31 protein-coding genes and 2 tRNA genes are annotated in these 26493 nt (G+C 57.8%); 8 read left to right on the forward strand and 25 right to left on the reverse strand.

Translation table 11 applies throughout. The features are described 5' to 3' along the window. Window positions 1-9 precede the first annotated feature (9 nt). The 10 genes from AC27VU_RS12350 to thrS form a co-directional block, all read right to left on the reverse strand. On the reverse strand, window positions 10-357 hold the full coding sequence (locus tag AC27VU_RS12350) for a hypothetical protein (protein WP_103483630.1): 348 nt from the start codon (window positions 355-357) through the stop codon (window positions 10-12). Window positions 358-649: 292 nt separating this feature from the next. Then, a tRNA-Pro gene (locus AC27VU_RS12355) sits at window positions 650-726 on the reverse strand. An 88-nt stretch (window positions 727-814) separates the two neighbouring features. After that, window positions 815-1171, reverse strand: a complete 357-nt coding sequence (locus AC27VU_RS12360; protein WP_003179985.1) for a MerR family transcriptional regulator — start codon at window positions 1169-1171, stop codon at window positions 815-817. Beyond that, window positions 1152-1454 carry an integration host factor subunit alpha gene (gene ihfA / locus AC27VU_RS12365; protein WP_002553164.1) on the reverse strand — a complete coding sequence of 101 codons (303 nt, stop codon included), beginning with the start codon at window positions 1452-1454 and terminating at the stop codon, window positions 1152-1154. Before ihfA ends, AC27VU_RS12360 begins: the two co-directional genes overlap by 20 nt. Window positions 1455-1457: 3 nt before the next feature. Next, the gene (gene pheT, locus AC27VU_RS12370; RefSeq protein ID WP_488724170.1) at window positions 1458-3836 is read right to left on the reverse strand and encodes a phenylalanine--tRNA ligase subunit beta; all 2379 of its coding nucleotides are present in this window, start codon (window positions 3834-3836) and stop codon (window positions 1458-1460) included. A 26-nt stretch (window positions 3837-3862) separates the two neighbouring features. Then, window positions 3863-4879, reverse strand: a complete 1017-nt coding sequence (gene pheS / locus AC27VU_RS12375; RefSeq protein WP_003226365.1) for a phenylalanine--tRNA ligase subunit alpha — start codon at window positions 4877-4879, stop codon at window positions 3863-3865. Window positions 4880-4988: 109 nt separating this feature from the next. After that, the gene (gene rplT, locus AC27VU_RS12380) at window positions 4989-5345 is read right to left on the reverse strand and encodes a 50S ribosomal protein L20 (protein WP_002553161.1); all 357 of its coding nucleotides are present in this window, start codon (window positions 5343-5345) and stop codon (window positions 4989-4991) included. Between the two features lie 28 nt (window positions 5346-5373). Next, window positions 5374-5568: a 50S ribosomal protein L35 gene (gene rpmI / locus AC27VU_RS12385; protein WP_002553160.1), complete on the reverse strand. Its 195-nt coding sequence runs from the start codon at window positions 5566-5568 to the stop codon at window positions 5374-5376. Between the two features lie 60 nt (window positions 5569-5628). After that, on the reverse strand, window positions 5629-6180 hold the full coding sequence (gene infC / locus AC27VU_RS12390) for a translation initiation factor IF-3 (protein ID WP_170929410.1): 552 nt from the start codon (window positions 6178-6180) through the stop codon (window positions 5629-5631). Then, window positions 6180-8102: a threonine--tRNA ligase gene (gene thrS, locus AC27VU_RS12395; protein WP_003226368.1), complete on the reverse strand. Its 1923-nt coding sequence runs from the start codon at window positions 8100-8102 to the stop codon at window positions 6180-6182. Before thrS ends, infC begins: the two co-directional genes overlap by 1 nt. A gap of 382 nt (window positions 8103-8484) precedes the next feature. Between thrS and AC27VU_RS12400 the strand changes: the two genes are divergently transcribed. After that, window positions 8485-8784 (forward strand): hypothetical protein, encoded by a 300-nt coding sequence (locus AC27VU_RS12400; RefSeq protein WP_003226370.1) that lies wholly within the window; start codon window positions 8485-8487, stop codon window positions 8782-8784. 292 nt (window positions 8785-9076) lie between these two features. Continuing rightward, the gene (locus AC27VU_RS12405; RefSeq protein ID WP_003179963.1) at window positions 9077-9289 is read left to right on the forward strand and encodes a cold-shock protein; all 213 of its coding nucleotides are present in this window, start codon (window positions 9077-9079) and stop codon (window positions 9287-9289) included. A 72-nt stretch (window positions 9290-9361) separates the two neighbouring features. Here the strand turns inward: AC27VU_RS12405 and AC27VU_RS12410 are convergent, their stop codons facing one another. Continuing rightward, window positions 9362-9679, reverse strand: coding sequence for an I78 family peptidase inhibitor (locus AC27VU_RS12410; RefSeq protein ID WP_007961248.1), 318 nt, complete (start codon window positions 9677-9679; stop codon window positions 9362-9364). 168 nt (window positions 9680-9847) lie between these two features. Further along, window positions 9848-10153: a hypothetical protein gene (locus tag AC27VU_RS12415; protein ID WP_473017608.1), complete on the reverse strand. Its 306-nt coding sequence runs from the start codon at window positions 10151-10153 to the stop codon at window positions 9848-9850. Between the two features lie 131 nt (window positions 10154-10284). On the opposite strand from AC27VU_RS12415, the gene AC27VU_RS12420 reads away from it, so the two are divergent. Beyond that, complete coding sequence (locus AC27VU_RS12420; RefSeq protein WP_003226376.1) at window positions 10285-10497, forward strand: hypothetical protein; 213 nt, start codon at window positions 10285-10287, stop codon at window positions 10495-10497. Window positions 10498-10530: 33 nt separating this feature from the next. On the opposite strand, the gene AC27VU_RS12425 is transcribed toward AC27VU_RS12420, so the two are convergent. The 8 genes from AC27VU_RS12425 to AC27VU_RS12460 all read right to left on the reverse strand — a co-directional run bounded on the left by AC27VU_RS12425 (window position 10531) and on the right by AC27VU_RS12460 (window position 18169). Next, window positions 10531-11559: a nucleoside hydrolase gene (locus AC27VU_RS12425; RefSeq protein WP_488724171.1), complete on the reverse strand. Its 1029-nt coding sequence runs from the start codon at window positions 11557-11559 to the stop codon at window positions 10531-10533. Between the two features lie 45 nt (window positions 11560-11604). Continuing rightward, window positions 11605-12009: a D-ribose pyranase gene (rbsD, locus tag AC27VU_RS12430; protein WP_400508609.1), complete on the reverse strand. Its 405-nt coding sequence runs from the start codon at window positions 12007-12009 to the stop codon at window positions 11605-11607. Beyond that, window positions 12006-12923 (reverse strand): ribokinase, encoded by a 918-nt coding sequence (gene rbsK / locus AC27VU_RS12435; RefSeq protein WP_488724172.1) that lies wholly within the window; start codon window positions 12921-12923, stop codon window positions 12006-12008. Before rbsK ends, rbsD begins: the two co-directional genes overlap by 4 nt. A gap of 24 nt (window positions 12924-12947) precedes the next feature. Then, on the reverse strand, window positions 12948-13967 hold the full coding sequence (locus AC27VU_RS12440; protein WP_488724173.1) for a LacI family DNA-binding transcriptional regulator: 1020 nt from the start codon (window positions 13965-13967) through the stop codon (window positions 12948-12950). Window positions 13968-13970: 3 nt separating this feature from the next. Beyond that, window positions 13971-14948 (reverse strand): ABC transporter permease, encoded by a 978-nt coding sequence (locus AC27VU_RS12445; RefSeq protein ID WP_003226385.1) that lies wholly within the window; start codon window positions 14946-14948, stop codon window positions 13971-13973. Further along, window positions 14945-16498, reverse strand: coding sequence for a sugar ABC transporter ATP-binding protein (locus tag AC27VU_RS12450; RefSeq protein ID WP_103483617.1), 1554 nt, complete (start codon window positions 16496-16498; stop codon window positions 14945-14947). Before AC27VU_RS12450 ends, AC27VU_RS12445 begins: the two co-directional genes overlap by 4 nt. Before the next feature lie 56 nt (window positions 16499-16554). Continuing rightward, a complete protein-coding gene (locus tag AC27VU_RS12455) occupies window positions 16555-17511 on the reverse strand; it encodes a sugar ABC transporter substrate-binding protein (protein WP_003226388.1) in 957 nt (318 codons plus the stop codon). Between the two features lie 202 nt (window positions 17512-17713). Beyond that, on the reverse strand, window positions 17714-18169 hold the full coding sequence (locus AC27VU_RS12460; RefSeq protein WP_488724174.1) for a hypothetical protein: 456 nt from the start codon (window positions 18167-18169) through the stop codon (window positions 17714-17716). A gap of 348 nt (window positions 18170-18517) precedes the next feature. Here AC27VU_RS12460 and AC27VU_RS12465 point away from each other — a divergent pair, with 348 nt between their 5' ends. From AC27VU_RS12465 to AC27VU_RS12475, 3 genes are all read left to right on the forward strand, one after another. Continuing rightward, window positions 18518-19606: an asparaginase gene (locus AC27VU_RS12465; protein WP_003226392.1), complete on the forward strand. Its 1089-nt coding sequence runs from the start codon at window positions 18518-18520 to the stop codon at window positions 19604-19606. Window positions 19607-19784: 178 nt separating this feature from the next. Next, complete coding sequence (locus tag AC27VU_RS12470; protein WP_003226395.1) at window positions 19785-20075, forward strand: DUF1654 domain-containing protein; 291 nt, start codon at window positions 19785-19787, stop codon at window positions 20073-20075. Window positions 20076-20079: 4 nt separating this feature from the next. Beyond that, window positions 20080-20769 carry an endonuclease gene (locus AC27VU_RS12475; protein WP_064588319.1) on the forward strand — a complete coding sequence of 230 codons (690 nt, stop codon included), beginning with the start codon at window positions 20080-20082 and terminating at the stop codon, window positions 20767-20769. A 55-nt stretch (window positions 20770-20824) separates the two neighbouring features. On the opposite strand, the gene AC27VU_RS12480 is transcribed toward AC27VU_RS12475, so the two are convergent. Both AC27VU_RS12480 and AC27VU_RS12485 read right to left on the reverse strand, forming a co-directional pair. After that, window positions 20825-21736 (reverse strand): siderophore-interacting protein, encoded by a 912-nt coding sequence (locus AC27VU_RS12480; RefSeq protein WP_262142995.1) that lies wholly within the window; start codon window positions 21734-21736, stop codon window positions 20825-20827. An 86-nt stretch (window positions 21737-21822) separates the two neighbouring features. Further along, window positions 21823-22191: an SPOR domain-containing protein gene (locus AC27VU_RS12485; protein WP_003226400.1), complete on the reverse strand. Its 369-nt coding sequence runs from the start codon at window positions 22189-22191 to the stop codon at window positions 21823-21825. A 250-nt stretch (window positions 22192-22441) separates the two neighbouring features. Between AC27VU_RS12485 and csrA the strand changes: the two genes are divergently transcribed. Further along, on the forward strand, window positions 22442-22636 hold the full coding sequence (csrA, locus tag AC27VU_RS12490; protein ID WP_003179932.1) for a carbon storage regulator CsrA: 195 nt from the start codon (window positions 22442-22444) through the stop codon (window positions 22634-22636). A gap of 233 nt (window positions 22637-22869) precedes the next feature. On the opposite strand, the gene AC27VU_RS12495 is transcribed toward csrA, so the two are convergent. Together AC27VU_RS12495 and AC27VU_RS12500 are read right to left on the reverse strand one after the other, a co-directional pair. Further along, on the reverse strand, window positions 22870-23325 hold the full coding sequence (locus tag AC27VU_RS12495) for a DUF2214 family protein (RefSeq protein ID WP_488724175.1): 456 nt from the start codon (window positions 23323-23325) through the stop codon (window positions 22870-22872). Window positions 23326-23827: 502 nt separating this feature from the next. After that, window positions 23828-23904, reverse strand: a tRNA-Val gene (locus tag AC27VU_RS12500). A 184-nt stretch (window positions 23905-24088) separates the two neighbouring features. On the opposite strand from AC27VU_RS12500, the gene AC27VU_RS12505 reads away from it, so the two are divergent. Then, on the forward strand, window positions 24089-25372 hold the full coding sequence (locus AC27VU_RS12505) for an NAD(P)/FAD-dependent oxidoreductase (protein ID WP_003226404.1): 1284 nt from the start codon (window positions 24089-24091) through the stop codon (window positions 25370-25372). A gap of 148 nt (window positions 25373-25520) precedes the next feature. Here the strand turns inward: AC27VU_RS12505 and AC27VU_RS12510 are convergent, their stop codons facing one another. Continuing rightward, window positions 25521-26492 carry an XdhC family protein gene (locus AC27VU_RS12510; protein ID WP_488724176.1) on the reverse strand — a complete coding sequence of 324 codons (972 nt, stop codon included), beginning with the start codon at window positions 26490-26492 and terminating at the stop codon, window positions 25521-25523. Window position 26493: the final 1 nt, after the last annotated feature.

Raw genomic sequence — 26493 nt, forward strand, 5'->3', positions numbered from 1 at the left:
GGAGTGCGGTCAATCAAACCCGCAAGATTGCTCCGAGTGAACAGGCTCACTGAAGGTAAAGAAGTAGAACGATATTTTCTCGTCCTCTACGTCTTTTAATTCATATCTGATCCTGTCGAGCCCACGATCGATTCGGGTAACGACGAGTTCCATGAATTGAGTCAATCCGCCACCAAAGCCGCTTAGATCAAGCGCACTGACATCCTGAAAATTTATAGTGATAGCGCTTTCTGCTGCGTCATCGAGCGACGACATCGTCAAGGCCAGGTTGTACTTGAAGTCTTGAATTTCGATATTCAGCGAAACGACCGCATTGTGCTGAATCAAAAGCGAGTTCAAGCGAGATAACTTATCCATTTTCTTAGGAACCAATGACGAAAAAGATGTGGCCTGCACTTCATTCGTGTATCTGAGCGAGCATCTTCAGCCCTGGCAGGCAGAGTATCAACCCGACATCAAATGGCTGCGCAGCCGGATCCCGCTTGTCTATCAAGTGATCCAAACTTTTCATCCAGCGACCTTTTTTGCGCGGGTTTTGCGCAGGCACAAAAAAGCCGATCTGGATGATCGGCTTAGATGAAGTCCCGAAAAACTCCCTACGCATGAAAAAGCCCAACTGGTTAGAGTTGGGCTAAGTCATTGAATTATATGGTCGGGACGGAGTGATTCGAACACTCGACCCCTAGCACCCCATGCTAGTGCGCTACCGGACTGCGCTACGCCCCGACTGGTTTGAAACCTGCCCTTCATCTCGAAGAGCGCTCAAGAATATAGCGCAAGCTTTTGAAAACTGGAAGTATTCAAACGCAGCTTTTTATTTCTTGAGAACCACCAGTACATCTTCAAGCTCAGCGATCATCTGGCGGATCATTTGCTTGTATTGGGTGGTGTCGTCTTTGGCTTCATCGCCGGACAAACGCAGACGCGCGCCGCCGATGGTGAAACCCTGATCGTAAAGGAGCGCGCGGATCTGCCGGATCATCAGCACATCCTGGCGCTGATAATACCGGCGGTTTCCGCGGCGTTTGACGGGGTTGAGTTGAGGAAACTCCTGCTCCCAGTAGCGCAGCACGTGTGGTTTTACCGCACACAGCTCGCTGACTTCACCAATGGTGAAGTAGCGTTTGCCCGGGATGACGGGTAGTTCGTCGTTATGACTTGGTTCCAGCATAAGCCTCAACTCGGGCCTTCAACTTCTGCCCTGGACGAAAGGTGACCACACGGCGAGCCGTGATCGGGATTTCTTCCCCCGTTTTCGGGTTGCGGCCAGGCCGCTGGCGCTTGTCCCGAAGGTCGAAATTGCCGAAACCGGACAATTTGACCTGCTCGTTGTCTTCAAGAGCGTGCCTGATTTCCTCGAAAAACAGTTCAACCAATTCCTTGGCTTCCCGCTTGTTCAGGCCCAGCTCTTCATACAGACGTTCCGCCATCTCAGCTTTCGTCAAAGCCCCCATACGTCACTTCCTTAACGTGGCGTTCAACCTTTGTTCGAGCGAGGTGAGGATATTTTGCGTCGTCGAATTCACCTCATCGTCATTAAGAGTGCGCGATGGATGCTGCCAGGTCAAGCCAACTGCAAGGCTTTTTCTATCAGGATCAATACCTTTACCCTGATACACGTCAAACAGCCTGAGATCCGTGAGCCATTCGCCTGCATTTTCTCGGATTACGCCCAATACCGCCGAGGCCGCGACGTCTTTGTGCGCGATCAGCGCAAGGTCACGACGCACTTCAGGAAAACGCGACAACTCGTGGAATTGCGGCATTTTTCCGGAAGCGACTTCAGCCAGAACCAGCTCGAAGACGAATACCGGACGATCCAGACCCAGGGCCTTGGACAGCTCAGGGTGAATCGCACCGATAAAGCCGACTTCACGCCCGTCACGTTCGATGCGCGCGGTTTGCCCCGGGTGCAGCGCCGGGTGTTTGCCCGGAGCGAAAGTGAAGGTATCCAGCGCACCGGCAAAGCCCAGCATCGCTTCAACATCAGCTTTTACGTCGAAGAAATCGACGGTGTCGCGACCTTGCGCCCAACCTTCCGGCAGACGGCTGCCGCAAACCACGCCCGACAGCATCGGCTCTTGCTTCAGACCTTCCAGCTGACCGACGAAGCGCAGACCGCTTTCGAACAGACGCACGCGATCCTGCTGGCGGTTCAGGTTGTGCTGCAACGCCTTGACCAGACCCGGCCACAGCGAAGAACGCATGGCAGCCATGTCATTGGAAATCGGGTTGGCCAGCAACAGCGGCTCGACGCCCGGATTGAACAGTTCGAACTGCTTCGGATCGATGAAGCTGTAAGTGATCGCTTCCTGATAACCACGGGCTACCAGCAGACGACGCAGCTCAGGCAATTCGCTGCGCGCTTCAGCCTTGGCCTGTGGCGCCAGACGCGCTTGCGGGTAACGAACCGGCAGACGGTTGTAGCCATACAGGCGAGCCAGCTCTTCGATCAGATCGACTTCCAGGCTGATGTCGAAGCGATGGCTTGGCACTTCTACGCGCCACTGCCCTGCGCCGTCAGCGGAAATATTCAGACCCAAGGCGCTGAGCAGACGCTCGACCTGTGCCGAATCCATCTCCATCCCCAGCATCTGGGTGATGCGCTGCGCACGCAGGGTGATCGGCGCGATCGACGGCAGGTGCTGCTCGCTGACGGTCTCGATGATCGGGCCGGCTTCGCCGCCAGTGATTTCCAGCAGCAGGCCCGTGGCGCGCTCCATGGCTTCACGGGCCAGTTGCCAGTCCACACCGCGCTCGTAACGATGCGAAGCGTCGGTGTGCAGGCCGTAGGAGCGAGCCTTGCCTGCCACAGCGATCTGATCGAAGAACGCACTTTCCAGGAAAACGTCGCGAGTGGTTGCAGATACACCGCTGTGCTCGCCACCCATCACGCCGGCAATCGCCAGAGCACGGGTATGGTCGGCGATCACCAGGGTATCACTACGCAGGCTGACTTCCTGACCGTCGAGCAAAACCAGCTTCTCGCCCTCTTCCGCCATACGCACGCGGATGCCGCCATTGATTTCGGCGAGATCAAAAGCGTGCAGCGGCTGACCCAGCTCGAGCATCACGTAGTTGGTGATGTCGACGGCAGCGTCGATGCTGCGCACATCGGCGCGGCGCAGACGCTCAACCATCCACAACGGGGTTGGTTTGGACAAGTCGACATTGCGGATGACGCGGCCCAGGTAACGCGGGCAAGCGGCAGGCGCCAGCACTTCTACCGAACGCACTTCGTCGTGCGCAGCCGGGATGGTCATGACCACCGGGCGAGCGACCGGCGTGTCGTACAGCGCGCCGACTTCACGGGCCAGACCGGCCAGCGACAGGCAGTCGCCACGGTTCGGGGTCAGGTCAACCTCGATGCTGGCGTCTTCCAGATCCAGATACACACGGAAATCTTCGCCCACCGGCGCATCGGCCGGCAGCTCCATCAGACCGTCATTGCCTTCACCGACCTGCAGCTCGGCTTGCGAGCACAACATGCCGTTGGACTCGACGCCGCGCAGCTTGGCCTTCTTGATCTTGAAGTCGCCCGGCAGTTCGGCACCGATCATGGCGAACGGAATCTTCAGGCCCGGACGCACGTTTGGCGCACCGCACACGACCTGGAAGGTTTCCGCGCCATTGCTGACCTGGCATACACGCAGCTTGTCGGCGTCAGGGTGTTGCTCGGTGCTCAGCACCTCGCCCACTACCACGCCGCTGAATACACCGGCGGCCGGGGTCACGCTATCGACCTCCAGACCCGCCATCGACAGACGAGCAACCAGCTCGTCGCGACTTACCTGCGGGCTAACCCAGCCACGCAGCCATTGTTCACTGAATTTCATCCTGCTCTCCTAAGAATTCGTTACGACTAGCGAAATTGCGCGAGGAACCGCAAGTCGTTGTCGAAGAACAGACGCAAGTCGTTCACGCCGTAACGGAGCATCGCCAGACGCTCGACGCCCATGCCGAAGGCAAAACCGGAGAACTCTTCCGGATCGATGCCGGACATGCGCAGCACGTTCGGGTGGACCATGCCGCAGCCCATGACTTCCAGCCAGCCGGTCTGTTTGCAGACGCGGCAGCCTTTACCGCTGCACATCACGCATTCCATGTCGACTTCAGCGGATGGCTCGGTGAACGGGAAGTACGAAGGACGGAAACGTACGGCCAGCTCTTTTTCGAAGAACACCCGCAGGAACTCTTCGATGGTGCCTTTGAGATCGGCGAAATTGATGTCGCGATCGACCAGCAGGCCTTCGACCTGGTGGAACATCGGCGAGTGGGTGATATCGGAGTCACTGCGGTACACACGGCCTGGGCAGACAATGCGGATCGGCGGTTGCTTGGACTCCATGGTGCGGACCTGTACCGGCGAGGTATGGGTGCGCAGCAACATGTTCGCATTGAAATAGAAGGTGTCATGCATCGACCGGGCCGGGTGGTGGCCTGGGATGTTGAGCGCTTCAAAGTTGTGGTAGTCGTCTTCGACCTCAGGGCCTTCGGCGATGCCGTAGCCGATGCGGGTGAAGAACTGCTCGACTCGTTCCAGAGTCCGGGTCACCGGATGCAGACCACCGGAGGTCTGACCACGGCCCGGCAACGTCACGTCAATGGATTCGGCAGACAGTTTGGCAGCCAGTTCGGCTTCTTCAAACAGAGCCATGCGCGCATTGAGAACGCCTGTGACACGTTCCTTGGCAACGTTGATCAGGGCGCCGACTTGCGGACGCTCTTCTGCCGGCAAATTCCCCAGGGTCTTCATCACCTGAGTCAATTCACCTTTTTTGCCAAGGTATTGAACCCGGATTTGCTCCAGGGCATTGATATCTTCAGCGCTTTGCACAGCCTCTAGTGCTTGAGAGACCAGCGCATCCAGGTTTTCCATGTACAGACTCCAGATACAAAATAGGGGAAGAGCTTGAAGGCTCTTCCCCTATTTATGACGTTTAACACCTGGCCCCACAGAGGTGAGGCCGGGTGACTGTCGGGGGTACTTAAGCCAAGGTGGCTTTAGCTTTCTCGACAATCGCAGCAAACGCCGCTTTTTCGTTCACTGCCAGATCAGCCAGAACCTTACGGTCGATCTCGATGGACGCTTTTTTCAGGCCAGCAATGAAACGGCTGTAGGACAGACCGTTAACACGAGCACCAGCGTTGATACGAGCGATCCACAGAGCGCGGAACTGACGTTTTTTCTGACGACGGTCACGGTAGGCGTATTGGCCTGCCTTGATTACCGCTTGCTTGGCAACACGGAATACGCGGGAGCGTGCGCCGTAGTAGCCTTTAGCAAGTTTCAGAATTTTTTTGTGACGCTTACGGGCAATGACGCCACGCTTTACACGAGCCATGAGTTACTTCCTCTATTCTTGACTAAAATTAACGAAGGCGCAGCATGCGCTCGACTTTTGCCACGTCAGACGGATGCAGCAAGCTGCTACCGCGCAGTTGACGCTTACGCTTGGTCGACATTTTGGTCAGGATGTGGCTCTTGAAAGCGTGCTTGTGCTTGATACCGTTAGCAGTTTTCAGAAACCGCTTAGCAGCACCACTTTTGGTTTTCATTTTTGGCATGTTCGGATACTCCGCATTCAGTTGATAAACATAATCAGAAGGCCTGCCGTGCCCTGTTGATTACTTCTTCTTTTTCGGGGCGATGACCATGATCAGCTGGCGTCCTTCCATCTTAGGATGCTGTTCGACCGAACCGTACTCGAGCAGGTCAGCTTCAACCCGCTTGAGGAGTTCCATCCCCAGCTCCTGGTGGGCCATCTCACGGCCGCGGAATCGCAAGGATACCTTGGCCCTGTCCCCGTCACTCAGGAAACGTACCAGGTTGCGCAGTTTTACCTGGTAATCCCCTTCCTCCGTCCCTGGACGAAACTTGATTTCTTTTACCTGAATCTGCTTCTGGTTTTTCTTCGCTGCTGCAATCTGCTTCTTCTTTTCGAAGATCGATTTGCCGTAGTCCATCACCCGGCAAACCGGTGGGACTGCGTCAGCAGAGATTTCTACCAGATCAAGCTTTGCTTCTTCAGCAATACGAAGCGCTTCATCAATCGAGACGATGCCAATCTGCTCGCCATCAGCGCCAATTAACCGAACCTCGCGTGCCGAGATATTCTCGTTGATCGGGGCTTTCGGTGCAGCTCGTTTATCTTGTCTCATTTCACGCTTAATAATAATTACTCCGAATCTGGGCGACCACGCCGGGAAACCGCTTGCGCGAGAAACTCAGCGAACTGGGCGACGGGCATCGAGCCCAGGTCAGCACCTTCACGAGTACGCACAGCGACAGTCTGCATCTCGACTTCCTTATCTCCGATAACCAAAAGATAGGGAACCTTGAGCAAAGTATGCTCGCGGATTTTAAAGCCGATCTTTTCATTTCTCAAGTCGGACTTGGCACGAAATCCGCTTTCGTTGAGAGTTTTTTCCACTTCAGCAACAAAATCTGCCTGTTTATCAGTGATATTCATGATCACTGCCTGGGTTGGCGCGAGCCACGCAGGGAATGCACCTTCATAGTGCTCGATCAGAATCCCGACGAAACGCTCGAACGAACCGAGGATCGCCCGGTGCAACATCACTGGGTGCTTGCGACTGTTGTCTTCGGAGACGTATTCAGCGCCAAGACGGACAGGCAGGTTGAAATCGAGCTGCAAAGTACCACATTGCCACACACGACCGAGGCAATCTTTCAGCGAGAATTCGATCTTCGGCCCGTAGAACGCGCCTTCACCTGGCTGCAGATCGTACGGCAGGCCAGCACTGTCAAGGGCTGCAGCCAGTGCCGCTTCGGCGCGATCCCACAACTCGTCGGAACCCACGCGCTTTTCCGGACGAGTGGACAGCTTCATCTCGACGTCGGTGAAGCCGAAGTCGCGGTAAACGTCCATGGTCAGCTTGATGAACGCTGCGGATTCGGCCTGCATCTGCTCTTCGGTGCAGAAAATATGGGCGTCATCCTGAGTGAACGCACGCACACGCATGATGCCGTGCAGCGCACCCGACGGCTCGTTACGGTGGCAAGCACCGAACTCGGCCAGACGCATCGGCAGCTCGCGGTAGCTCTTCAGGCCCTGGTTGAATACCTGCACGTGGCACGGGCAGTTCATCGGCTTGATGGCGTAGTCGCGGCTTTCCGACTCGGTGGTGAACATGTTGTCGGCGTAGTTGGCCCAGTGCCCGGATTTCTCCCACAGGCTGCGATCGACCACTTGCGGGGTCTTGATCTCCAGGTAGCCATTGTCACGCTGCACCTTGCGCATGTACTGCTCGAGCACTTGATACAGGGTCCAGCCGTTCGGGTGCCAGAACACCATGCCTGGCGCTTCTTCCTGGGTGTGGAACAGGCCCAGGCGCTTGCCGATCTTGCGGTGATCGCGCTTTTCCGCTTCTTCGATGCGCTGGATGTAAGCCGCCAGCTGCTTCTTGTCAGCCCAAGCTGTGCCGTAAACGCGCTGCAATTGCTCGTTCTTGGCATCGCCGCGCCAGTAGGCGCCGGACAACTTGGTCAGCTTGAAGGATTTCAGAAAACGCGTGTTCGGCACGTGCGGGCCGCGGCACATGTCGACGTATTCTTCGTGGTAATACAGGCCCATGGCCTGCTCGTTCGGCATGTCTTCGACCAGACGCAGCTTGTAGTCTTCGCCGCGGGCCTTGAACACTTCAATCACTTCGGCGCGCGGAGTGACTTTCTTGATGACGTCGTAATCTTTATCGATCAGCTGATGCATGCGCTGTTCGATGGCGGCCATGTCGTCCGGAGTGAAAGGACGCTCGAAGGCGATGTCGTAATAGAAGCCTTCATCGATGACCGGACCGATGACCATTTTCGCAGTCGGGTACAGCTGCTTGACCGCGTGGCCAACCAGGTGCGCGCAAGAGTGGCGAATGATCTCCAGCCCCTCTTCATCCTTTGGCGTGATGATTTGCAGCGTCGCGTCGCTGTCGATGATGTCGCAGGCGTCGACCAGCTTGCCGTTGACCTTGCCGGCCACGGTGGCCTTGGCCAGACCGGCACCAATGGATGCGGCGACCTCGGCTACGGAAACCGGGTGATCGAATGAACGTTGACTGCCGTCGGGAAGAGTAATAGTTGGCATGGCGCCTCCTCTCCTAGTGGTGACCCCTACCAAAGGTCACGTGGGTTGGGATGAGCCAGTACAAGATCCGATCCAGGCCATTCAATGACGAACGCCTGCCTTACAGCGGCAGGAGCCTTGCGGCCAACCGGAAAACCGAACCAGAGTGACTGGGATTCAAATCAGAATTTTTCGCACGCTGACCGCTGCCGGGGCTGAAGTCCATCCGGAGCCTGAGAACGCTTGAGCCCGGCATGCTAGCACAGATGACCGGTCATCGACGTCATCGAATTGAGGTGTTGCTGATTTGCGCATTTTTGCGGCGCGAAGTGAACTTGGGATATACGCTTTGCCTCAAATAAGCTGAGAATCGTCGCCGATATCAACCCAAGGAGTTTCCGACATGCGCCTTATCCGACTTTTTGCTTTCGCGGCCCCGCTGGCCCTGCTGCTGCCGCTGAGTGCCAACGCGGCCTGGCCTGCCGGCGTCAAAGCCCAGTACATGAACGACTGCACCGCCGCAGCCAGCAAGAGCGTCAATCCGGCCGAAGCCAATAAGCACTGTGCTTGCGGTGCCGACGTTCTGGAAAAGAAATTCACCACGCAAGAGATCGCACAGCTGATGGACAAGAACACCCCGCCGAGTGGTGAACTGGGTCAGCGCGCATTGAAAGAAATCTCGGTTTGCCGCGTGCAGAAATAAGCGCTGACGAATGTTTTTTCGGGCGTCCAGCAGGCTGAAAACCGCCAAAAAGACCCCGAAATCGATAATTTACGCAGGTTTTATAGCTTTTTTTACACCCTCTTCACTCGGCTGAAAGCCACTGAAACCGGGGCTTGCAGACATTTCAGAGGTTGAAATCAATGCAATATGAAAGCAAACAGCACGTCCGGGGGGCTACCAAAGCGAACATTTCGACTATGATACTCCGGTGTGCCCAGTTGGCCTGAGCAGCACAGTACTACTGAAAATATATGTTTCTTGGAGATACACCATGTCTAATCGCCAAACCGGCACCGTTAAATGGTTCAACGATGAAAAAGGCTTCGGCTTCATCACTCCTCAAGGTGGCGGTGACGACCTGTTCGTACACTTCAAAGCTATCGAATCCGACGGTTTCAAAAGCCTGAAAGAAGGCCAGACCGTCTCTTTCGTGGCTGAGAAAGGCCAAAAGGGTATGCAAGCTGCACAAGTTCGCCCAGAGTAATTTCCCGGCGCACTAAAAAAACCCCGTCCATGTGACGGGGTTTTTTATGCCTGCAACAAAAGCGGTCAGCGATCAGCCACAGTTGACGCGGGTGACTACCAGGTTGTTGTCGGTATTCAGATTCAAGCGATCGGAACGATACTCCAGAGTAATCATGTCCGTTGGCTTGAGGAATCGAGCGTTTTGCGCGCCAGCCTTGGCACGAGCCTGATCGAGCAATTCCGGCGAAGCTTTTTTACCGATGGCAAATTCCGCTGCCTTTGCTTCACAGCGGCTATGACCGGCATCGGTCGCCACAGGATCCTTTGCCGACTCGCTGGAGGTTGTGCTGCAACCGGCCAACATGGCAACGGCCATAAGTGCACCCAGTGACGCGAACTTCAAAGGCATGAAGCCTCCTTTTTTCAAATGGTTAAGCTGAGATCGTGCGACCGCCAATCTGGCGTTTGGTTTCACAACAAGTGCTGCCACCCTGCCCCACGATCCGAAAAAACGCCGAGTCTGCCTGAAGTGCGCGCAACGCATCCTCACGCAATCGTCACCGAATATTAACGAAGCTCAATAGACGTCGATGTAATCGAGCGGCGAATTCGGCCAGTTTTCCTTGAGCGCGTTGAAAATCTGCATTACCCAGACCTCATCACTGGCCGCAACATTGCCGACGCACCCCGAACCCTTGGCCCAGGTTTCCAGACGAAACAGCAGGCCATCGATGTCCTGCCCGCCCGTCACACCAGAAGAAATATAGGCAATCCCCCCCTTCGTCACACGCAACTGCGTGTGCACATCATCGCTGGCCGACGCCAGCAACTGGCGCACAGCGTCGAGTGTGAGGCCGTCGGGGGTGTTCAAATCGATCTGCACAGCACATTCCTTGGATCAGCCGGAAAACACCAAGTGTCGCATAGCGTCGCGCTCATGCCTAAGTCGCAGTGCCAAACGCCCGACAAAGTGGTTAACTCAGGTACAGACATTCCCGACTTTCGAGCGCATTCATGAGCACTGTAAGCATCAACGCCGACATCAAGGTTCTTTGGCCAAAGGGGCACAGTTCATATAGCCCTGGCAGTTCGGAGGAGTTGGCGTTGATCAGCATCGATCTGCTGGTCAAGACCATGGGAACACAAGGTGCGCAGACGTTTATCGCCCAGATTTTCGAACGCTATCAGCACGAGCACAAGGGCGCGCAGGACACCGAGAGGGAGTAACGACCCGCAGGCTGGCACCTGCGGGTCCATGCCTTACTTCAAGCGCTTCAGACGCTCGGTCAGCAGATCGAAGAAGCCCTGGGCATCGCCGCTCTCGACCCAGAATGCATTCTTCGGTTGTTTCAGGCCGTCGTACCAGTCGACGACAGTCTGGCCAAAGGTGATCCCTTCACGGCTGTCGATGGCCACGTTCACCGAGCGACCGGTGAACAGCTCAGGCTTGAGCAGGTAAGCGATGACGGTCGCGTCATGCACCGGGCCGCCCGGGATGCCGTAGTGCTCCATGTCACCCTTGATGTACTCGTTGAGGATGTCGCCAACAATCTTGCTCGCGTTGTTGTTCAGCGCAGCAATCTGCTTCAGACGGGCATCGCTGGTGAGGATCTTGTGGGTCACGTCGAGCGGCAGGTAGGTCAGCTTCACGCCACTCTTGAGCACCACTTCCGCCGCTTGCGGGTCGGCGAACAGGTTGAATTCGGCCACCGGGGTGATGTTGCCGCCATTGAAATGCGCGCCCCCCATGATCACCACTTCCTTGATGCCATTAACGATCTCAGGCTCCTGGATCAGCGCCAGCGCAAGGTTGGTCTGCGGGCCGAGCATGGCGATGGTGATGCTGTGCGGCTTGGCTTTTTTCAGAGTGTCGATCAGGTAGTTGACCGCATTGCCTTCGGCCAGGCCCTTTTTCGGCTCATGCACGGTGACACCCGACAGGCCTTCCTTGCCATGGATGTTCTCGGCGTAGATCGGCGTACGCATCAGTGGCTTCGGCGCACCGGCATAGACCGGAACATCTTCGCGCCCTGCCCACTCGCGAGCCAGGCGCGCGTTACGCGAAGTCTTGTCGAGACGCACGTTGCCGGCCACGGTGGTCAGTGCGCGAATGTTCAGTTCATCCGGCGAAGCCAGGGCGAACAGCAAGGCGACCACGTCGTCGGCACCCGGATCGGTGTCGATGATCAGGTCGATCTTTTCAGCAGCCTGAGCGCCGGTGGCGGTAATAAAAGACAAAAGCAGCAGACTCCGAAGCAATTGGTGGAGTTTTTGAGCATAGCGGTGCATGGCGCACTCCTTGTGCTGATGAAAATGAAAGGGTCGAAAACCCGATTAGAACGTTACCCCGGCCACCAGCACGATGTTGCAGTACGGCTGACATTCGCCTGTACGAACAATCGCCCGTGCCTGTCGGCTGAGAACCTTGAATTGCTCATGAGTCAGCAGATCGCGCCGACCGAGAGCGCCCTCTTCTTGCAACTCGTCCAGCACGGCCAGTGCAGTCGGCTGTTTGTCGAGGATTTCGTTGGCCAGCACATGGCGCTCCACCTGCATCTCACTGAGCACGACTTTCAGCGTGCTGATGAAATCCGGAACACCGTGGGTCAGCGCCAGATCGATCAACTCGACACCTGGCGGTACCGGCAGTCCGGCATCACCGATGACTACCATGTCGCCATGACCCAGGGAGGCGATCAGCCGCGACAACGCGACGTTGAGCAGTGGAGTCTTTTTCATGCGGGTTTGAACGCCTTTACGTCGGACATCGTTGGAATGGAAGGTTGTGCGCCGGCCCGGGTCACAGACAATGCTGCCGCGATCTGCCCGTAACGGATTGCCTCGGCCTCGGATTTGCCACTGGCGAGCGCCGCGGCAAAACCGCCGACAAAGGTATCGCCCGCAGCGGTGGTATCGACAGCCTTCACCTTTGGCGCCGGGAAATGCTCGAAACCTTTGCCATTGGCAAACAGTGAACCCTGCGCACCGAGGGTAATGATGACCTTGCCCGCGCCCATGGTAATCAGCTGGCTGGCCGCGCTTTCTGCGGTTTCCAACGAATCGACTGGCAACCCGCTCAACGCAGCGGCTTCACTTTCGTTGGGGATCAGGTAGTCGATGGCGGCAAACCAGTCTGCCGGCAGCGGACGACTGGCCGGCGCCGGATTGAGGATCACGGTCTTGCCCAGCGCACGTGCGCGCTTGAGCGCATGACCCACCGTCGCATCCGGGATCTCGAGCTGACAGATAACCACGTCGGCCGCCTGCAGCACCGCATCAAAGCGGTCAATCACGGCCGGGGTCATTGCACCGTTGGCGCCGGCGACGATCACGATGGCGTTCTGACTGTTGTCATCCACCACGATCAGTGCCACACCACTGGAATCTTCAACCGTGCTCACCGCGTGACAATCGATCTGCTCGGCCAGCAACGCGTCGCGCAATTGCACGCCGTAGTCATCGTTACCAACACAGCCGACCATCGCCACTTGTGCACCCAGGCGCGCAGCAGCGACTGCCTGATTGGCGCCCTTGCCGCCGGACACGGTGGCAAAGGAATGACCGATCAGCGTCTCCCCGCCTTTGGGCAGCCGTGGCGCCCGGGTGACCAGGTCCATGTTCAGGCTGCCTATTACCACTACATTTGCTGGCATACATCACTACTCGTCAATTCGGTTTCAGCGGTACTCGGTGAACACGCCGGACAGCGGCGCAGTCGATTCGCGCAAGACAATACTCGGGGTCACGATCCGTTGATCGGTGACCAGGCTCGGGGTAGCAATCCTTCGCAGCAGCACTTCGGCAGCCATTTCGCCCAACTGCAGGATCGACTGGCCGACGGTGGTCAGCGCCGGGTACACATAGCGGCTCATCTGGATATCGTCGAAACCGATCACCGACAGTTCGCTTGGCACGCGCACATTGCGCTCGGCCGCCGCACGCAGCACACCGATACCGATCATGTCGTTACCGGCGAAGATCGCGCTCGGCGGATTGCTTTCGAGCAGGACCGCCGCTGCGTTGTAGCCGCCGGTACTGGTGAAATCGCTTTCCAGCATGCGCTCGGGGCGCACCGTGATCCCCGCCTCCTTCAGCGCCCGACAAAAACCGGCCTGACGCATTTGCGCCACGCTGGTACTCGACGGACCACCGATGGTGGCGATGTCACGATGCCCCAACTCCAGCAGGTGACGGGTCGCCAGATAGGCGCCATATTCATGATCAATGCGCACCAGATCCGCATCCACGCCTTCAAGCCCGCGGTCGACAATGACCATCGGCGTTTTCACGCCCGCCAGCCCTTGTGCCAGACCGGTATCGCCACCCGCGGAGGCGACGATCAGACCGTCGATGCGCTTTTCCAGCAGCACACGCAAATAGCTGCGCTGTTTTTCCGGGTTGTCATCAGAGTTGCAGAGGATCACGCAGTAGCCGTTACGCTCGCAGTAATCCTCGATACCCCGCGCCAACTCGGCAAAATACGGGTTGAGGCTGTTGGGCACCAATAAGCCAATGGTCGCAGTAGTCTTGGCCTTCAGCGAGCGCGCCACCGCACTCGGCACGTAGTCGAGGGTTTTGATGGCCGCCTCGACCTTCAGCCGCACTTCCTGACTGACCGGGCGGGTCTTGTTCACCACGTGAGAAACCGTGGTGTAGGAAATCCCCGCGAGCGCCGCCACATCCTTGATCGTTGCCATTTCTTAGCCCCGTCGACTGGCGCGCTGGCTGCGATAGGTATCGAGCACCACCGCAATGACAATCACCGCGCCGGTGATGATGCGCTTGGTTGGCTCGGTGGCACCGATCTGCGCCAGACCGGCGGCGAGTACCGAAATGATCAACACACCAAAGAAGGTGCTGATCACCGACCCACGGCCACCCATCAGACTGGTGCCACCGATCACCACGGCGGCGATCACTTGCAGCTCAAGGCCAGAACCGGCATTCGGGTCCGCCGCTTCCAGACGGGAAATCTGGAACAGCGCGGCGATACCAGCGAGCAGGCCCATCAGGCTGAACACCAGAATCTTGTACGGCTTGGGGTTGATCCCGGCCAGACGCACCGCTTCTTCGTTGGTGCCGATACCAATCAGGTAACGACCGAACACGGTGCGGGTCAGTACAGCTTGCGCAATGAAGATCACCAGCAAGGCAATGATGAACGACGGCGAAATGCCGAAGGCGATCGGGTTCGACAGCCAGGCAAAAGAATCACCGATGTAGGCGGTGCGCGAACCGGTCATCTGATACGCCAGGCCACGGGCCATTTCCAGCACACCGAGCGAAACGATGAACGACGGAATGCGCCACGCCACGGTGATCGAACCGGTCACCGTACCTGCCAGTGCCGCCACCGCCATGCCGAGCAATGCCGCTGGCAACACGCCCCAGCCCCAACCGAGAATCGCCACGCTGACCGTCGAGGCGGCAAGCGCCAGCACTGAACCGACCGACAGATCGATGCCGCCGATGATCAGTACAAAAGTCATGCCCACCGCCAGCACCATCAGATCGGGGATCTGGTTGGCCAGCGTGCTGAAAGTGTCATAGGACAGAAAGTGGCTGCTCATCATCGAGAACAGCGCCACCATCGCCAACAATGCCCCGGCCAGGCCCAGATAGGTGCCCAGACCGTAGAAATTGCCACTACGTTTGCCGGCAGAAGATGCAGTTTTCATGGGAGATCCCTAGGCGCCGCTTCATTGAGCAACGCATCACGTTTTTGGTAGCCGGCGAACGCGGCGGCAAGCAAATCATCCTGGGTCCAGCTGTCGCGCTCGAAGGTGTCGATCAAACGCCCTGCCGACAGCACACCGATCCGGTCGCAGATCAGCATCAGCTCGCGCAGGTCACTGGAAACCACCACCAGTGCCTTGCCCTGACGCGTCAACTCGCCCAGCAAGGCGTAGATATCGAACTTGGCACCGACGTCGATACCGCGAGTCGGCTCGTCGAACAACAGCACCGAGCAATCGCGCTCCAGCCAACGGCCGATCACCACTTTCTGCTGGTTGCCGCCGGACAGTTCCGACACCAATTGTGTCGGGCTCGAACTGCGGATTCGCATGGCGTCGATCTGACGCTGCGCCAGGGAAATTTCGTCGCTGGCATTGACGATCCCTGCCCTGGAAATCTCCGGCATGTTGCCAAGGGCGATGTTGGCGCTGATCGATTGACTGAGCAGCAGGCCTTCGCCCTTTCGGTCTTCGGTGATCAAGGCAATGCCATGCTTCACCGCATCAACCGGCGAACGCACATTGACTACCTGCGCCGGCGAACCCAGCGCAATCGTGCCGCTGTCGGCCAGATCGGCGCCGAAGATCAGTCGCAGCAATTCGGTGCGCCCTGCCCCGATCAGCCCGGAAATCCCGAAGATCTCGCCGGCACGCACTTCGAAGGAAACATCACGCACCTTGTCGGAGCGGGTCAGGCCCTTGACCGTCAGTGCCGGGGCGCCGATCTTGCGCGGGCCCATGTCGATGTGTTCGCCCAGTTCGCGGCCGACCATCAAGGTGACCAGTTGCTCACTGTTGTAGTTGGCCATCGGCTCGACGCAGACCAGATTGCCATCACGCAGCACAGCAATGCGCTGCGCGACGCGCGCCAGCTCTTCGAGACGGTGGGAGATATAGATGATGGAGACGCCACGCGCCTGCAAACGAGTGATCTGCTCGAAGAGCATTTCCACCTCGCGGGCGGTGAGCATCGCGGTCGGTTCATCGAGGATAAGCACATGGCAATCGCCGATCAGGTTGCGCGCGATTTCGACCATCTGTTGATGGCCAATGCCCAGTTCGCCGACCAGGGTGTCGGGGTCAATGGCGTCGAGGCCGACCTGTGCCATGGCTTCGATCGCGGCTTTGCGCAATTGCTTGCGACTGATCCAGCCGCCGTTGCTGGGCAGATTGTCGAGAAACAGGTTTTCCGCCACCGACAGGGTCGGCAGCAGATTGAGTTCTTGCATGACCATGCGCACGCCAAGCTCTTCGGCCTGGGTGCGGCTGCCCGGACGGTAGTCCTTGCCCTGGAATTGCATCTGACCGGTGGTGGGCGTAACCAGCCCCCCAATGATCTTCGACAGCGTGCTTTTACCGGCGCCATTCTCGCCGGTCAGCGCCAGCACTTCACCGCGCATCAGCGTCAAGTCGATGCCCGTGAGCACCGGTTGCGCATAGGTCTTACCGATACCGCTGACCGAGAGGACAGCGTTCGGGGCGGAAACTGACATAAAAACTCTCCATGCGCTCGTCCGGACGGACGAGCGCCGTTGTGTCGCCGGAAGACTTACTTGGTGACCAGCTCGACTGGCGTTTCGATCACGCCATTGACGCCGCTGTCGACTTTTTCGCCCTTGAGGATTTTCAGCGCAGTCTCGATACCGAACACGGCCTGCTTGGCAGCGAACTGATCGGCCGTCGCCAGCACACGACCATCCTTGAGCATCGGCTTGATCGCATTGATGTTGTCGTAACCGACCACTTGGACCTTGCCCGCCTTGCCGGCAGCGCGCACAGCGGAAACAGCGCCAACGGCCATGCTGTCGTTACCCGCCAGCAGCGCCTTCACATCCGGGTATTCGCTGAGAATCGACGCGGCAACCTTGTTGCCCTTGTCGATCTCCCAGTCGCCGGATTGCAGCGACACTACCTTGATCTGCGCCGCCTCCATCGCATCCTTGAAGCCTGCGGTGCGCTGCTGGGCGTTGGTGGTGGTGGATACGCCTTCGATGATGCCGACTTCGTCACCGGCCTTCAGTTGCTTGGCCAGGTATTCGCCGACCAGACGTGCACCTTTACGGTTATCCGGGCCTACGAAAGGCACGCTGATGTTTTTGCTTTTGACGATCTGCGGATCGAGTTGGTTGTCGATGTTGATCACGGTGATGCCGGCATCGACGGCTTTCTTGATCACCGGCACCATGGCTTTGGAATCGGACGGTGCGATGACCAGCGCGTTGACCTTGGCCAGAATCATCTGTTCGACGATGCGGGTCTGGCCGGCGGTATCGGTCTCGTCCTTGATGCCGTTGGAGATCAGGTCGAAGTCGGCGGAGTGTTCTTTCTGGTAGGCCTTGGCGCCATCTTCCATGGTCAGGAAGAATTCGTTGGCCAGGGATTTCATGACCAGTGCGACTTTGGGTTTTTCCGGAGACTCGGCGAAGGCCGAAGAGACAGGTAGTGCGGCGGCTGCGGCAGCCAGCATAGCGACAGCAAGAAGACGTCCAGCGAATGGCAGCTTCATGGGTTCACTCCGATCTTATGATTATTGTGAGCAACGCTCGCGCTGGCGTAAGCTTCAGCATTCTCGCCAGAGCGATAGCGCACCGGAAAAGCCGCGCAAACGTTTGCGTAGACCGAACTATGCGAATCCCGCCGACATTTGTCAACAATCAGAAATCGTCGTTGTATTGCGGGGCGCAATCGTCTGATTCGCCCCTTACCGCTCAAGCGGTGGTGCTGACCAGATTGCCGCTGGTGGAATCCTTGGTCATTTCCTTGACCAGCGCCGCCGCCACTTGCATCAGCTCCCCGCTGGTTTGTGCAATCTGCCCCTGAACGGACATGACCGCCTGAGACTTGGCCTCAGGTGTTGGATAGCTCGCGGCCTGGGCTGCAGCCAGTTGCTGTTGCTGCTCCTGCAGTTGCTTTTGCAATTCCTGCATGCGCTTGAGCAGCATTTTCACGGTGACGCTCAGATTATCGCCGCTGTCAGCGCTCTCCGCCTGGCTGGCCTCTTGCGCGGGACCACCAGTGCGGACTTGATTGCTCGGGTCTTTTTCAACGCCAAGCGCCTCGTCGGCCGCATCTGCTTCCGCCTGGTTCATTGCATTGATTGTCGCTGCGGTTTTACCGCCAATGGTGACTGAGCCGGGATTTGAAAAACCGATCGTCAGTGACATGTGAACTCCCTAAATAAACGTTTCCTTCCACAGCCATCGGCCTGCTGACGGGTTTCTTTAGCAGAGAACCTGAACCGGCAAGCCGTTGCGGTCGCCAGGAGATGTAGTCCCTTTCGGCGAACCGAACACGAAAGCTTCCTTTGTTCGGAAACCCGGCCATGTCATTCGCCGCATCATTGGCCAATCCATAAAATCTTGATGTAAATCATGAAGTTAAACATTTTTCTAAAGCAAAGTAGCGCTGGTACAGATCCTGCTCCCTAGCCTGCACCCCGGGCATTCAGATCGGCACGGGGTGCATCTAGATGAACCTGCATCAGCACCGTCTCACTACTAGAGAGAAAAATAATGAAATCTGCTTTCAACACCTTGGTTCCGGGCGCTTTGGCCCTCCTCCTGCTCCTGCCAACAGCCCTTCAGGCAAAAGAAGTCGAAACCCAGACCAAACTCGCCAACGTCGTAGTGCTTGCCACGGGCGGCACCATTGCCGGTGCCGGCGCCAGCGCCGCCAACAGCGCCACCTATCAGGCGGCCAAGGTCGGCATTGAACAACTGATCGCCGGTATCCCTGAACTGAACAAACTGGCGAACGTGCGTGGCGAACAGGTCATGCAGATCGCCTCGGAAAGCATCACCAATGACAACCTGCTGCAACTGGGTCGCCGCGTATCCGAACTGGCCGACAGCAAAGACGTCGATGGCATCGTCATCACCCACGGCACCGACACCCTGGAAGAAACCGCGTACTTCCTGAACCTGGTGGAAAAAACCGACAAGCCGATCATCGTGGTCGGCTCGATGCGTCCGGGCACCGCCATGTCGGCGGACGGCATGCTCAACCTGTACAACGCCGTCGCCGTCGCCAGCAGCAAAGATGCGCGCGGCAAAGGCGTGCTGGTGACCATGAACGATGAGATCCAGTCCGGTCGCGACGTGAGCAAGATGATCAACATCAAGACCGAGGCGTTCAAAAGCCCTTGGGGCCCGCTGGGCATGGTGGTCGAAGGCAAATCCTACTGGTTCCGCTTGCCAGCCAAGCGCCACACCATGGATTCGGAATTCGACATCAAGAACATCAAGAGCCTGCCTGACGTAGAAATCGCCTACTCCTACGGCAATGTCGACGACACCGCCTACAAGGCTCTGGCCCAGGCCGGCGCCAAAGCCATCATCCACGCCGGTACCGGCAATGGCTCGGTGTCCTCCCGCGTTGTGCCATCCCTGCAAGCCCTGCGTAAAGATGGCGTGCAGATCATCCGCTCTTCCCACGTCAACGCCGGCGGTTTCGTCCTGCGCAACGCCGAACAGCCTGACGACAAGTACGACTGGGTGGTCGCTCACGACCTGAACCCGCAAAAAGCCCGCATCCTGGCCATGGTCGCCCTGACCAAAACCAACGACAGCAAAGAGCTGCAACGGATGTTCTGGGAATACTGATTGGCCTTCGCCTGACCCTTTCCGGGTCGGGCAACCTGCTTACCACTCGTCCGCACGGCGGGTGGTGCTGCCGCCTACGCTGAGCGCGAATTTTTCGTACAAAATAATCGACCCGACCTACACCAAAATCGGAAAAGCGCTGTCAGAGGATTTTCTTGAATTTTAAGCAGTTGCGAAAATGCTTACAGTTAAATACTGTATGCACGTACAGCTTAATAAGGATAACCTCGTGGCCACCTCTCCTGATGCTCCTGACGCTTACGAACGCATGGGCATGCGCGTTCAGAAAATCATCAATTCCCCTACCGCACAAAAAGCCAAAGCCGCACTGATCTTCCGTCTGCCGGACGAGCCTGTGGATGCATGGGAGCAACTGCTCGAGGAAATCGACGAGAACGACAACGTCACACTCGCCTATCGCGACGATGGCGGCGTGCAGATTTTTTGGGTTGTGCCGAAGGAAGATTGATTCAATGAGTGTCCGCTGTTTTGCTTTGCTGCTGCTGTTCATCGCTTTTGGCGCCCAGGCTGGCGCGCCCCGCACTTTTACCGAGGCCAAGAAGGTCGCCTGGAAACTCTATGCACCGCAGTCCACCGAGTTTTACTGCGGGTGCAAGTACACCGGCAACAAGGTGGACTTGAAGGCTTGCGGCTACGTACCACGTAAAAACGCCAAGCGCGCTTCGCGCATTGAATGGGAGCACATTGTTCCGGCGTGGGAATTCGGTCACCAGCGCCAATGCTGGCAGTCGGGCGGACGCAAGAACTGCACCCGCTATGACCCGAGCTATCAGAAAGCCGAAGCCGATCTGCACAACCTGGTGCCGAGTATTGGTGAGGTCAACGGTGATCGCAGCAACTTCAGTTATGGCTGGCTGCCGGTGCAATCCGGACAGTACGGATCGTGCCTGACCCAGGTCGACTTCAAGGCCAAGAAGGTCATGCCTCGCCCGTCGATTCGCGGCATGATCGCTCGCACCTATTTCTACATGAGCAAGCAATACGGCTTGCGCCTGTCAAAACAGGATCGCCAGCTGTATGAGGCGTGGGACAAGACCTACCCGGTGCAGGATTGGGAGCGCCAGCGCAACCAGAGCGTGGCGTGTGTGATGGGACGCGGCAATGAATTCGTCGGCCCGGTAAATCTGAAAGCCTGCGGCTGATCCTTCAGTCCAAAAGAAAAGGCCTCGAACGTGGTGTTCGAGGCCTTTTTGGCTTTTAGCTGCCAGCTTTGTTGTAGCGCCAGTAGCCCATCAGATTGAGTGACTCGCGCGGGATACCGCATTCCTTGATCAGGTATTTACGCAGGCGCATGACGGCAGCGCTTTCTCCGGCAATCCAGCCATAGAATCCTGCAGGGGCGGTGTTGGCGATCTCCCAAAGAATGTTTTCGTCGATATCGACCTCGGCCAGTTCAGCGACCTGCCCGAGTGATTGGCCCTCTGTTGGCCGGACCCCGTGCATCACCGCTTCCACCATCAGCGCTCCAGCCACTGTTGCTGGCGCCTGATCGCGAACCAGCCACTGCACTGTCAGCCCGGGCCAATCCGGCACCGAGAGCATGTCTTGCGCACTGTCCACCTCAAAGAACGCCTGAGTCCGGGGCGGCTCGTACATGGCAGCCAGCTCTTCGAGAATCCCCATCGCAGCCGGCAATGCCGTGGCATCAGCCACCAGCAAAACCTCCTTGAGCACCTGCGGCGGTTTCCATTCGAATCCTCCGGCGTCCTGTGCCGAAAACTCGCTGTCGGGAGCAAGAATCTGCATAGACGCTCCCGGCTGCGCATGCAGCGCCCAGCGCGAAGCGGGGCCGGTCTCGCCATGCAGGACAAAATCGATGTCGACCTCACCTTGTTCGGCGCGCAAATGACGGATGGTGTAAGTGCGCATTGCTGGTCGACGACTCGCGAGCATCGAGCGAAATCGGGCGTACCAGCCCTCTTCCTGCGCAAGATTCGCGGGTGTTCCATCTTCAGCGGGGAAAAACAGTTTGATCCGCTGATCAGGCGCCCAGGTGGCCATACCACTGATTGAGGGGTCGGTCAGCGTGATCCGCATCAGGTGCGGACTCAAGAGGGTCTTGCGATGCAGAACTGCATTGAAGAGTGTGTAGGGAGCGGCGGAGGCCATGCGGAGCTCCTTCGAGAAATCGTGATTGACTCGTATAAGACGAGTCACCTGCGATGCCCTTTAGGCCGCTCCGCTGAATGTGCTGCTTACGGCGCGAGCGGATGCTCCACGATGACCGACTCGACATTCTGCTTCTTGGCTTTCACCAATGCCGCATCCACTTCTACCTTGCGAGCTTGCGCCTCGGCCTGAGAGTTGAACGGACCGATCAGGATCCGTGTCTTGCCGCTGCTGTCCTTGATCACGGTCGGCACGAATGCATGCTCGATCAACCAGCCACTCAGATCGCTGACAGCCTGGGGCGTTTCGCCGCGTACTTCGAGGTCCCACTGCGGAGCAGATGCCGTAGCAGGCGCGGCCGCGACTGTCGTTTTCGGCTTCTGCACATCTACACTCTTGCCTTCACCACACCCTGCCAATGCCAGTGCCGCGACCATCCAGACCAATTTGCGCACAACGCTTTCCTCGAAAATCACAAAGCGCCGATCTTAACATTCATAAATACTTCGCGAGGCCCGCAAAATGGGCACAAAACAACGAGATTGATGATTGCAGCCTCTGTATAGTTACGCCCTGGGAATTAATGCCACATCTGCGCGTCAGAAAGAGGCACCCAAACCGTGAGACTTCGCACTAATCTATACGTACCACCGACCTCTGCACTGTCTGAATCAGGTGCCCTACAAAGCAATCAAGGAGAAGACCATGCTGATACTCACCCGCAAAGTCGGTGAAAGCATAAACATTGGTGATGACATCACCATCACCATCCTCGGCGTAAGCGGTCAGCAAGTCCGTATCGGCATCAACGCCCCGAAAAACGTTGCCGTGCACCGTGAAGAGATCTATCAGCGCATTCAGGCTGGCCTGACCGCCCCGGACAAGCCACAAACGCCTTGAGCCACCCCGCAGTCAGTAGCCAGTTCGTTTGCCTCTGCGTAATGACTGGCTAAAAATTCACGCGCCGTATTGCCATCCGCTCCCCAGTCCACTCACTGGGCACGGCGCCTGACACATGCCCTTCCTCTCCGCTTCATTCGCTCCCTTCCCTCTCCCCAGCAGCGCGATACTACCTGCGACTGCCAAGCTTGGCTGTCAGACATTTCCGAGAGAACACAGAGAATTGCTCCCTGCTAGCCGAACATCACGCCGCGTGCCATGCCGGTGGCTGCAATCACCATCAACACCAGCAGCAGCGCCTCGATGTGACTGAGCCGTGCATACAGCTTTGCACGCCCGGTATCGAACGCCTTGCCCCGCGCCAACGCGATCCGCCATTTGACCAGCGTGATCATCGGCGCCAGCTCAATCAGCAGAATCAGTACGAACAACGCCATCTTCAAATGAAACAACGGCTGATGCAGATAGTAGTCAGTGCCCTTTTCAAAGCCGCCAAAGGCGCGCATCCCCCCGGTCACCAGCAGAACCAGCGCGGCAATCCCCCACAGATTATCGGCGAGCAAAACACGCCTGGCCTCGCCGACACCCGCCGCCATGCGGCTGAACGCCGTACCACGAGTCAATACCGCCCAGAAGCCCAAGGCAAAAGCCAATAGATGAATTGCGGCAAGAAACCAGTGAGCCAGCATCGACGAACTCCTTTGAGAAAGCCCTGGAAACGCCAGTCAGTAGTAGTCGAAAAATCGAGGCTTCGCCCATGCGCGATCGTGGATCGCGGGAGGCTTCGTGCGAAAGCTGGGGGAACAAAGGGAGGGATTGCCAAATCGCAGGCAAAAAAAATCCCAAGCAGCTGATGGAAGCTTGGGATTTAAAAATGCATAAACCGTGGTGGTGAACGCGGGGCAGATGTTACTGAAGTTCACGAACAGCAACAACATTTTTTTGATAACCGGTCGGTTAAAAATACCGGTAAGCCCTTCAATATCCGCACTTTTTCGACGGATCCAAAAAGAAACAGAAAATCATATGCAGTGGTCGTGTTATTTCGAAACACGCTAAGCGTTCAAGGTAACGAAAGATGAGAAGTGATCGACGAGGCCGGTTGAGCAGGCTTTGGCAAATCGCAGACAACAAAAAAGGGCCCACCTTTCGGTGAGCCCTTCCAGACCGCCCAGCAGAGCGGATTTTGTTTGGTAGGCGCGATTGGACTCGAACCAACGACCCCCACCATGTCAAGGTGGTGCTCTAACCAACTGAGCTACGTGCCTGCTGTGAGGCGGCATTCTACGGAATTCCGGAGGGGTGTCAACACCTTTTTTTCACCTAACCCTATGAATATGCAAAATATTTAATTTCGGGCCGGTAGAGAAGATTTTTCCGGTGGCTGGCGGAGGTTTTTCAACTCGGGTAGGATCGACGCACTCGTAAAATATATTAAACAGAGGCTGCAGGATGGCGAACACCCCTTACCCAGAGTCTTATTACGCTGCGTCGGCCAATGCCGTACCGCCACGTCCGGCCTTGCAGGATGATGTGGAGACGGATGTCTGTGTGATCGGCGCCGGGTACACCGGGCTGTCCTCGGCGTTGTTTCTGCTGGAGAACGGTTTTCGCGTGACGGTACTGGAAGCGGCCAAGGTCGGGTTCGGTGCGTCGGGGCGTAATGGCGGGCAGATCGTCAACAGCTATAGCCGCGACATCGACGTCATCGAGCGCAGCGTTGGCCCCAAGCAGGCGCAACTGCTCGGGCAGATGGCCTTCGAAGGGGGCCGGATCATTCGTGAGCGCGTCGCCAAGTACAACATCCAGTGCGACCTGAAGGACGGCGGCGTGTTCGCCGCGCTGACGACCAAGCAGATGGGCCATCTGGAATCGCAGAAACGCCTGTGGGAGCGCTTCGGCCACACGCAACTGGAACTGCTCGACCAGCGCCGCATCCGCGAAGTGGTCGCCTGCGATCAATACGTCGGCGGCATGCTCGACATGAGTGGCGGCCACATTCATCCGCTGAACCTGGCGCTGGGTGAGGCCGCCGCCGTCGAATCCCTCGGCGGCACGATCTATGAGCAATCTCCCGCCGTGCGCATCGAGCGCGGTGCCAACCCCGTGGTGCACACGCCGCAAGGCAAGGTCAGGGCCAAATTCATCATCGTCGCCGGCAACGCCTACCTCGGTAATCTGGTGCCGGAACTGGCGGCGAAATCCATGCCGTGCGGCACCCAGGTGATCACCACTGAACCGCTGGGCGATGAGCTGGCGAAAACTCTGTTGCCGCAGGATTACTGCGTCGAAGACTGCAATTACCTGCTCGACTACTACCGACTGACCGGCGACAAGCGCCTGATCTTCGGCGGCGGTGTGGTTTATGGCGCGCGGGATCCGGCGAACATCGAAGCGATCATCCGCCCGAAAATGCTCAAGGCATTCCCGCAACTCAAGGACGTGAAGATCGATTACGCCTGGACCGGCAATTTCCTGCTGACCCTGTCGCGTCTGCCGCAGGTTGGGCGCCTGGGCGACAACATCTACTACTCGCAAGGCTGCAGCGGCCATGGTGTGACGTACACGCATCTGGCCGGCAAGGTGCTGGCCGAGGCGTTGCGCGGACAGGCCGAGCGTTTTGATGCATTTGCCGATCTGCCGCATTACCCGTTCCCGGGCGGGCAGTTGCTGCGTACGCCATTTGCGGCGCTGGGTGCGTGGTATTACGGACTGCGTGACAAGCTGGGTTTCTGATCAGTTTTCTTGACTGGCAAACAACTGTGGCGAGGGAGCTTGCTCCCGCCGGGTCGCGAAGCGGCGCCTCCTTTATCCAAAAAAGAAGAGCTGCTGCGCAGCCCAGCGGGAGCAAGCTCCCTCGCCACAAATATTTGCAAAGTCCAGATCAGAGTTGATCCCGAGCAATCCCGCTACGAATCCGCAAGATATCCGCCAGCACCGCCAAGGCGATTTCCGCGGGCGTCTTGCTGCCCAGGTTCAGGCCGATCGGCGCATGAATCCGCGCCAGTTCAACCTCCCCTAGCCCACCAATCCTGCGCAAGCGCTCGAAGCGTTTCTGCGAAGTCTGCTGCGAGCCCATGACGCCGATGTAAAACGCCTCGGTGCGCACCGCTTCCATCATCGCCAGATCGTCGATACGCGGATCATGGGTCAGCGCCACCACCGCGGTATCGCGATGACAACCGCCGTCAGCGATGAACACCGACGGCAGTTGCCGACGAATCTCCACGCCATTCAGTACCACGCCTTCGAGTACTTCATCACGCGGATCGCAGAGAATCACCTCAAAGCCGAGACCCACCGCGAACTCGGCACAGGCCTGCGCCACGCTGGAGTAACCCGCCAGCAACAAGCGCTGAGCGGCACCGATGCGAATCCGCACCCGGTCGATCTCGCGCTCGATGCGTGCGCCCTGCTCGCGATCCGCGAACAGACTGCGCGCACCGCTGGCCAGATCGACCTCGCGAATCAAACGGCGCTGACCGAGCAACGCTGCTTCAAGCTCACGCAGATGCGCCTGCACCTCGCAGTCGGCGTCAAATTTCTCTACCAGTACGTCGAGAATGCCGCCACAGGGCAGGCTGACCCGCGAGCGCGGATCATCCCCTTCACCGTAACGCACGACGTTGACCGCATCGAGAAACGCGCCCTCAGCCACGCGCTCGAGAAAATCTTCCTCGACGCAGCCACCGGACAGCGACCCGATCCACTGGCCGGTTTCGTTCACCGCCAGCAGCGAACCCGGCGCACGCGGCGCCGAGCCATAGGTGGTCAGCACGGTGCAAAGCCAAATGCGCTGCCCCGCCACCGACCACTCCAGTGCCCGCCGCACAACCTGTAGATCGAGATGCTGCATG

The sequence above is a fragment of the Pseudomonas sp. 14P5.3.2 genome (assembly GCF_057799175.1).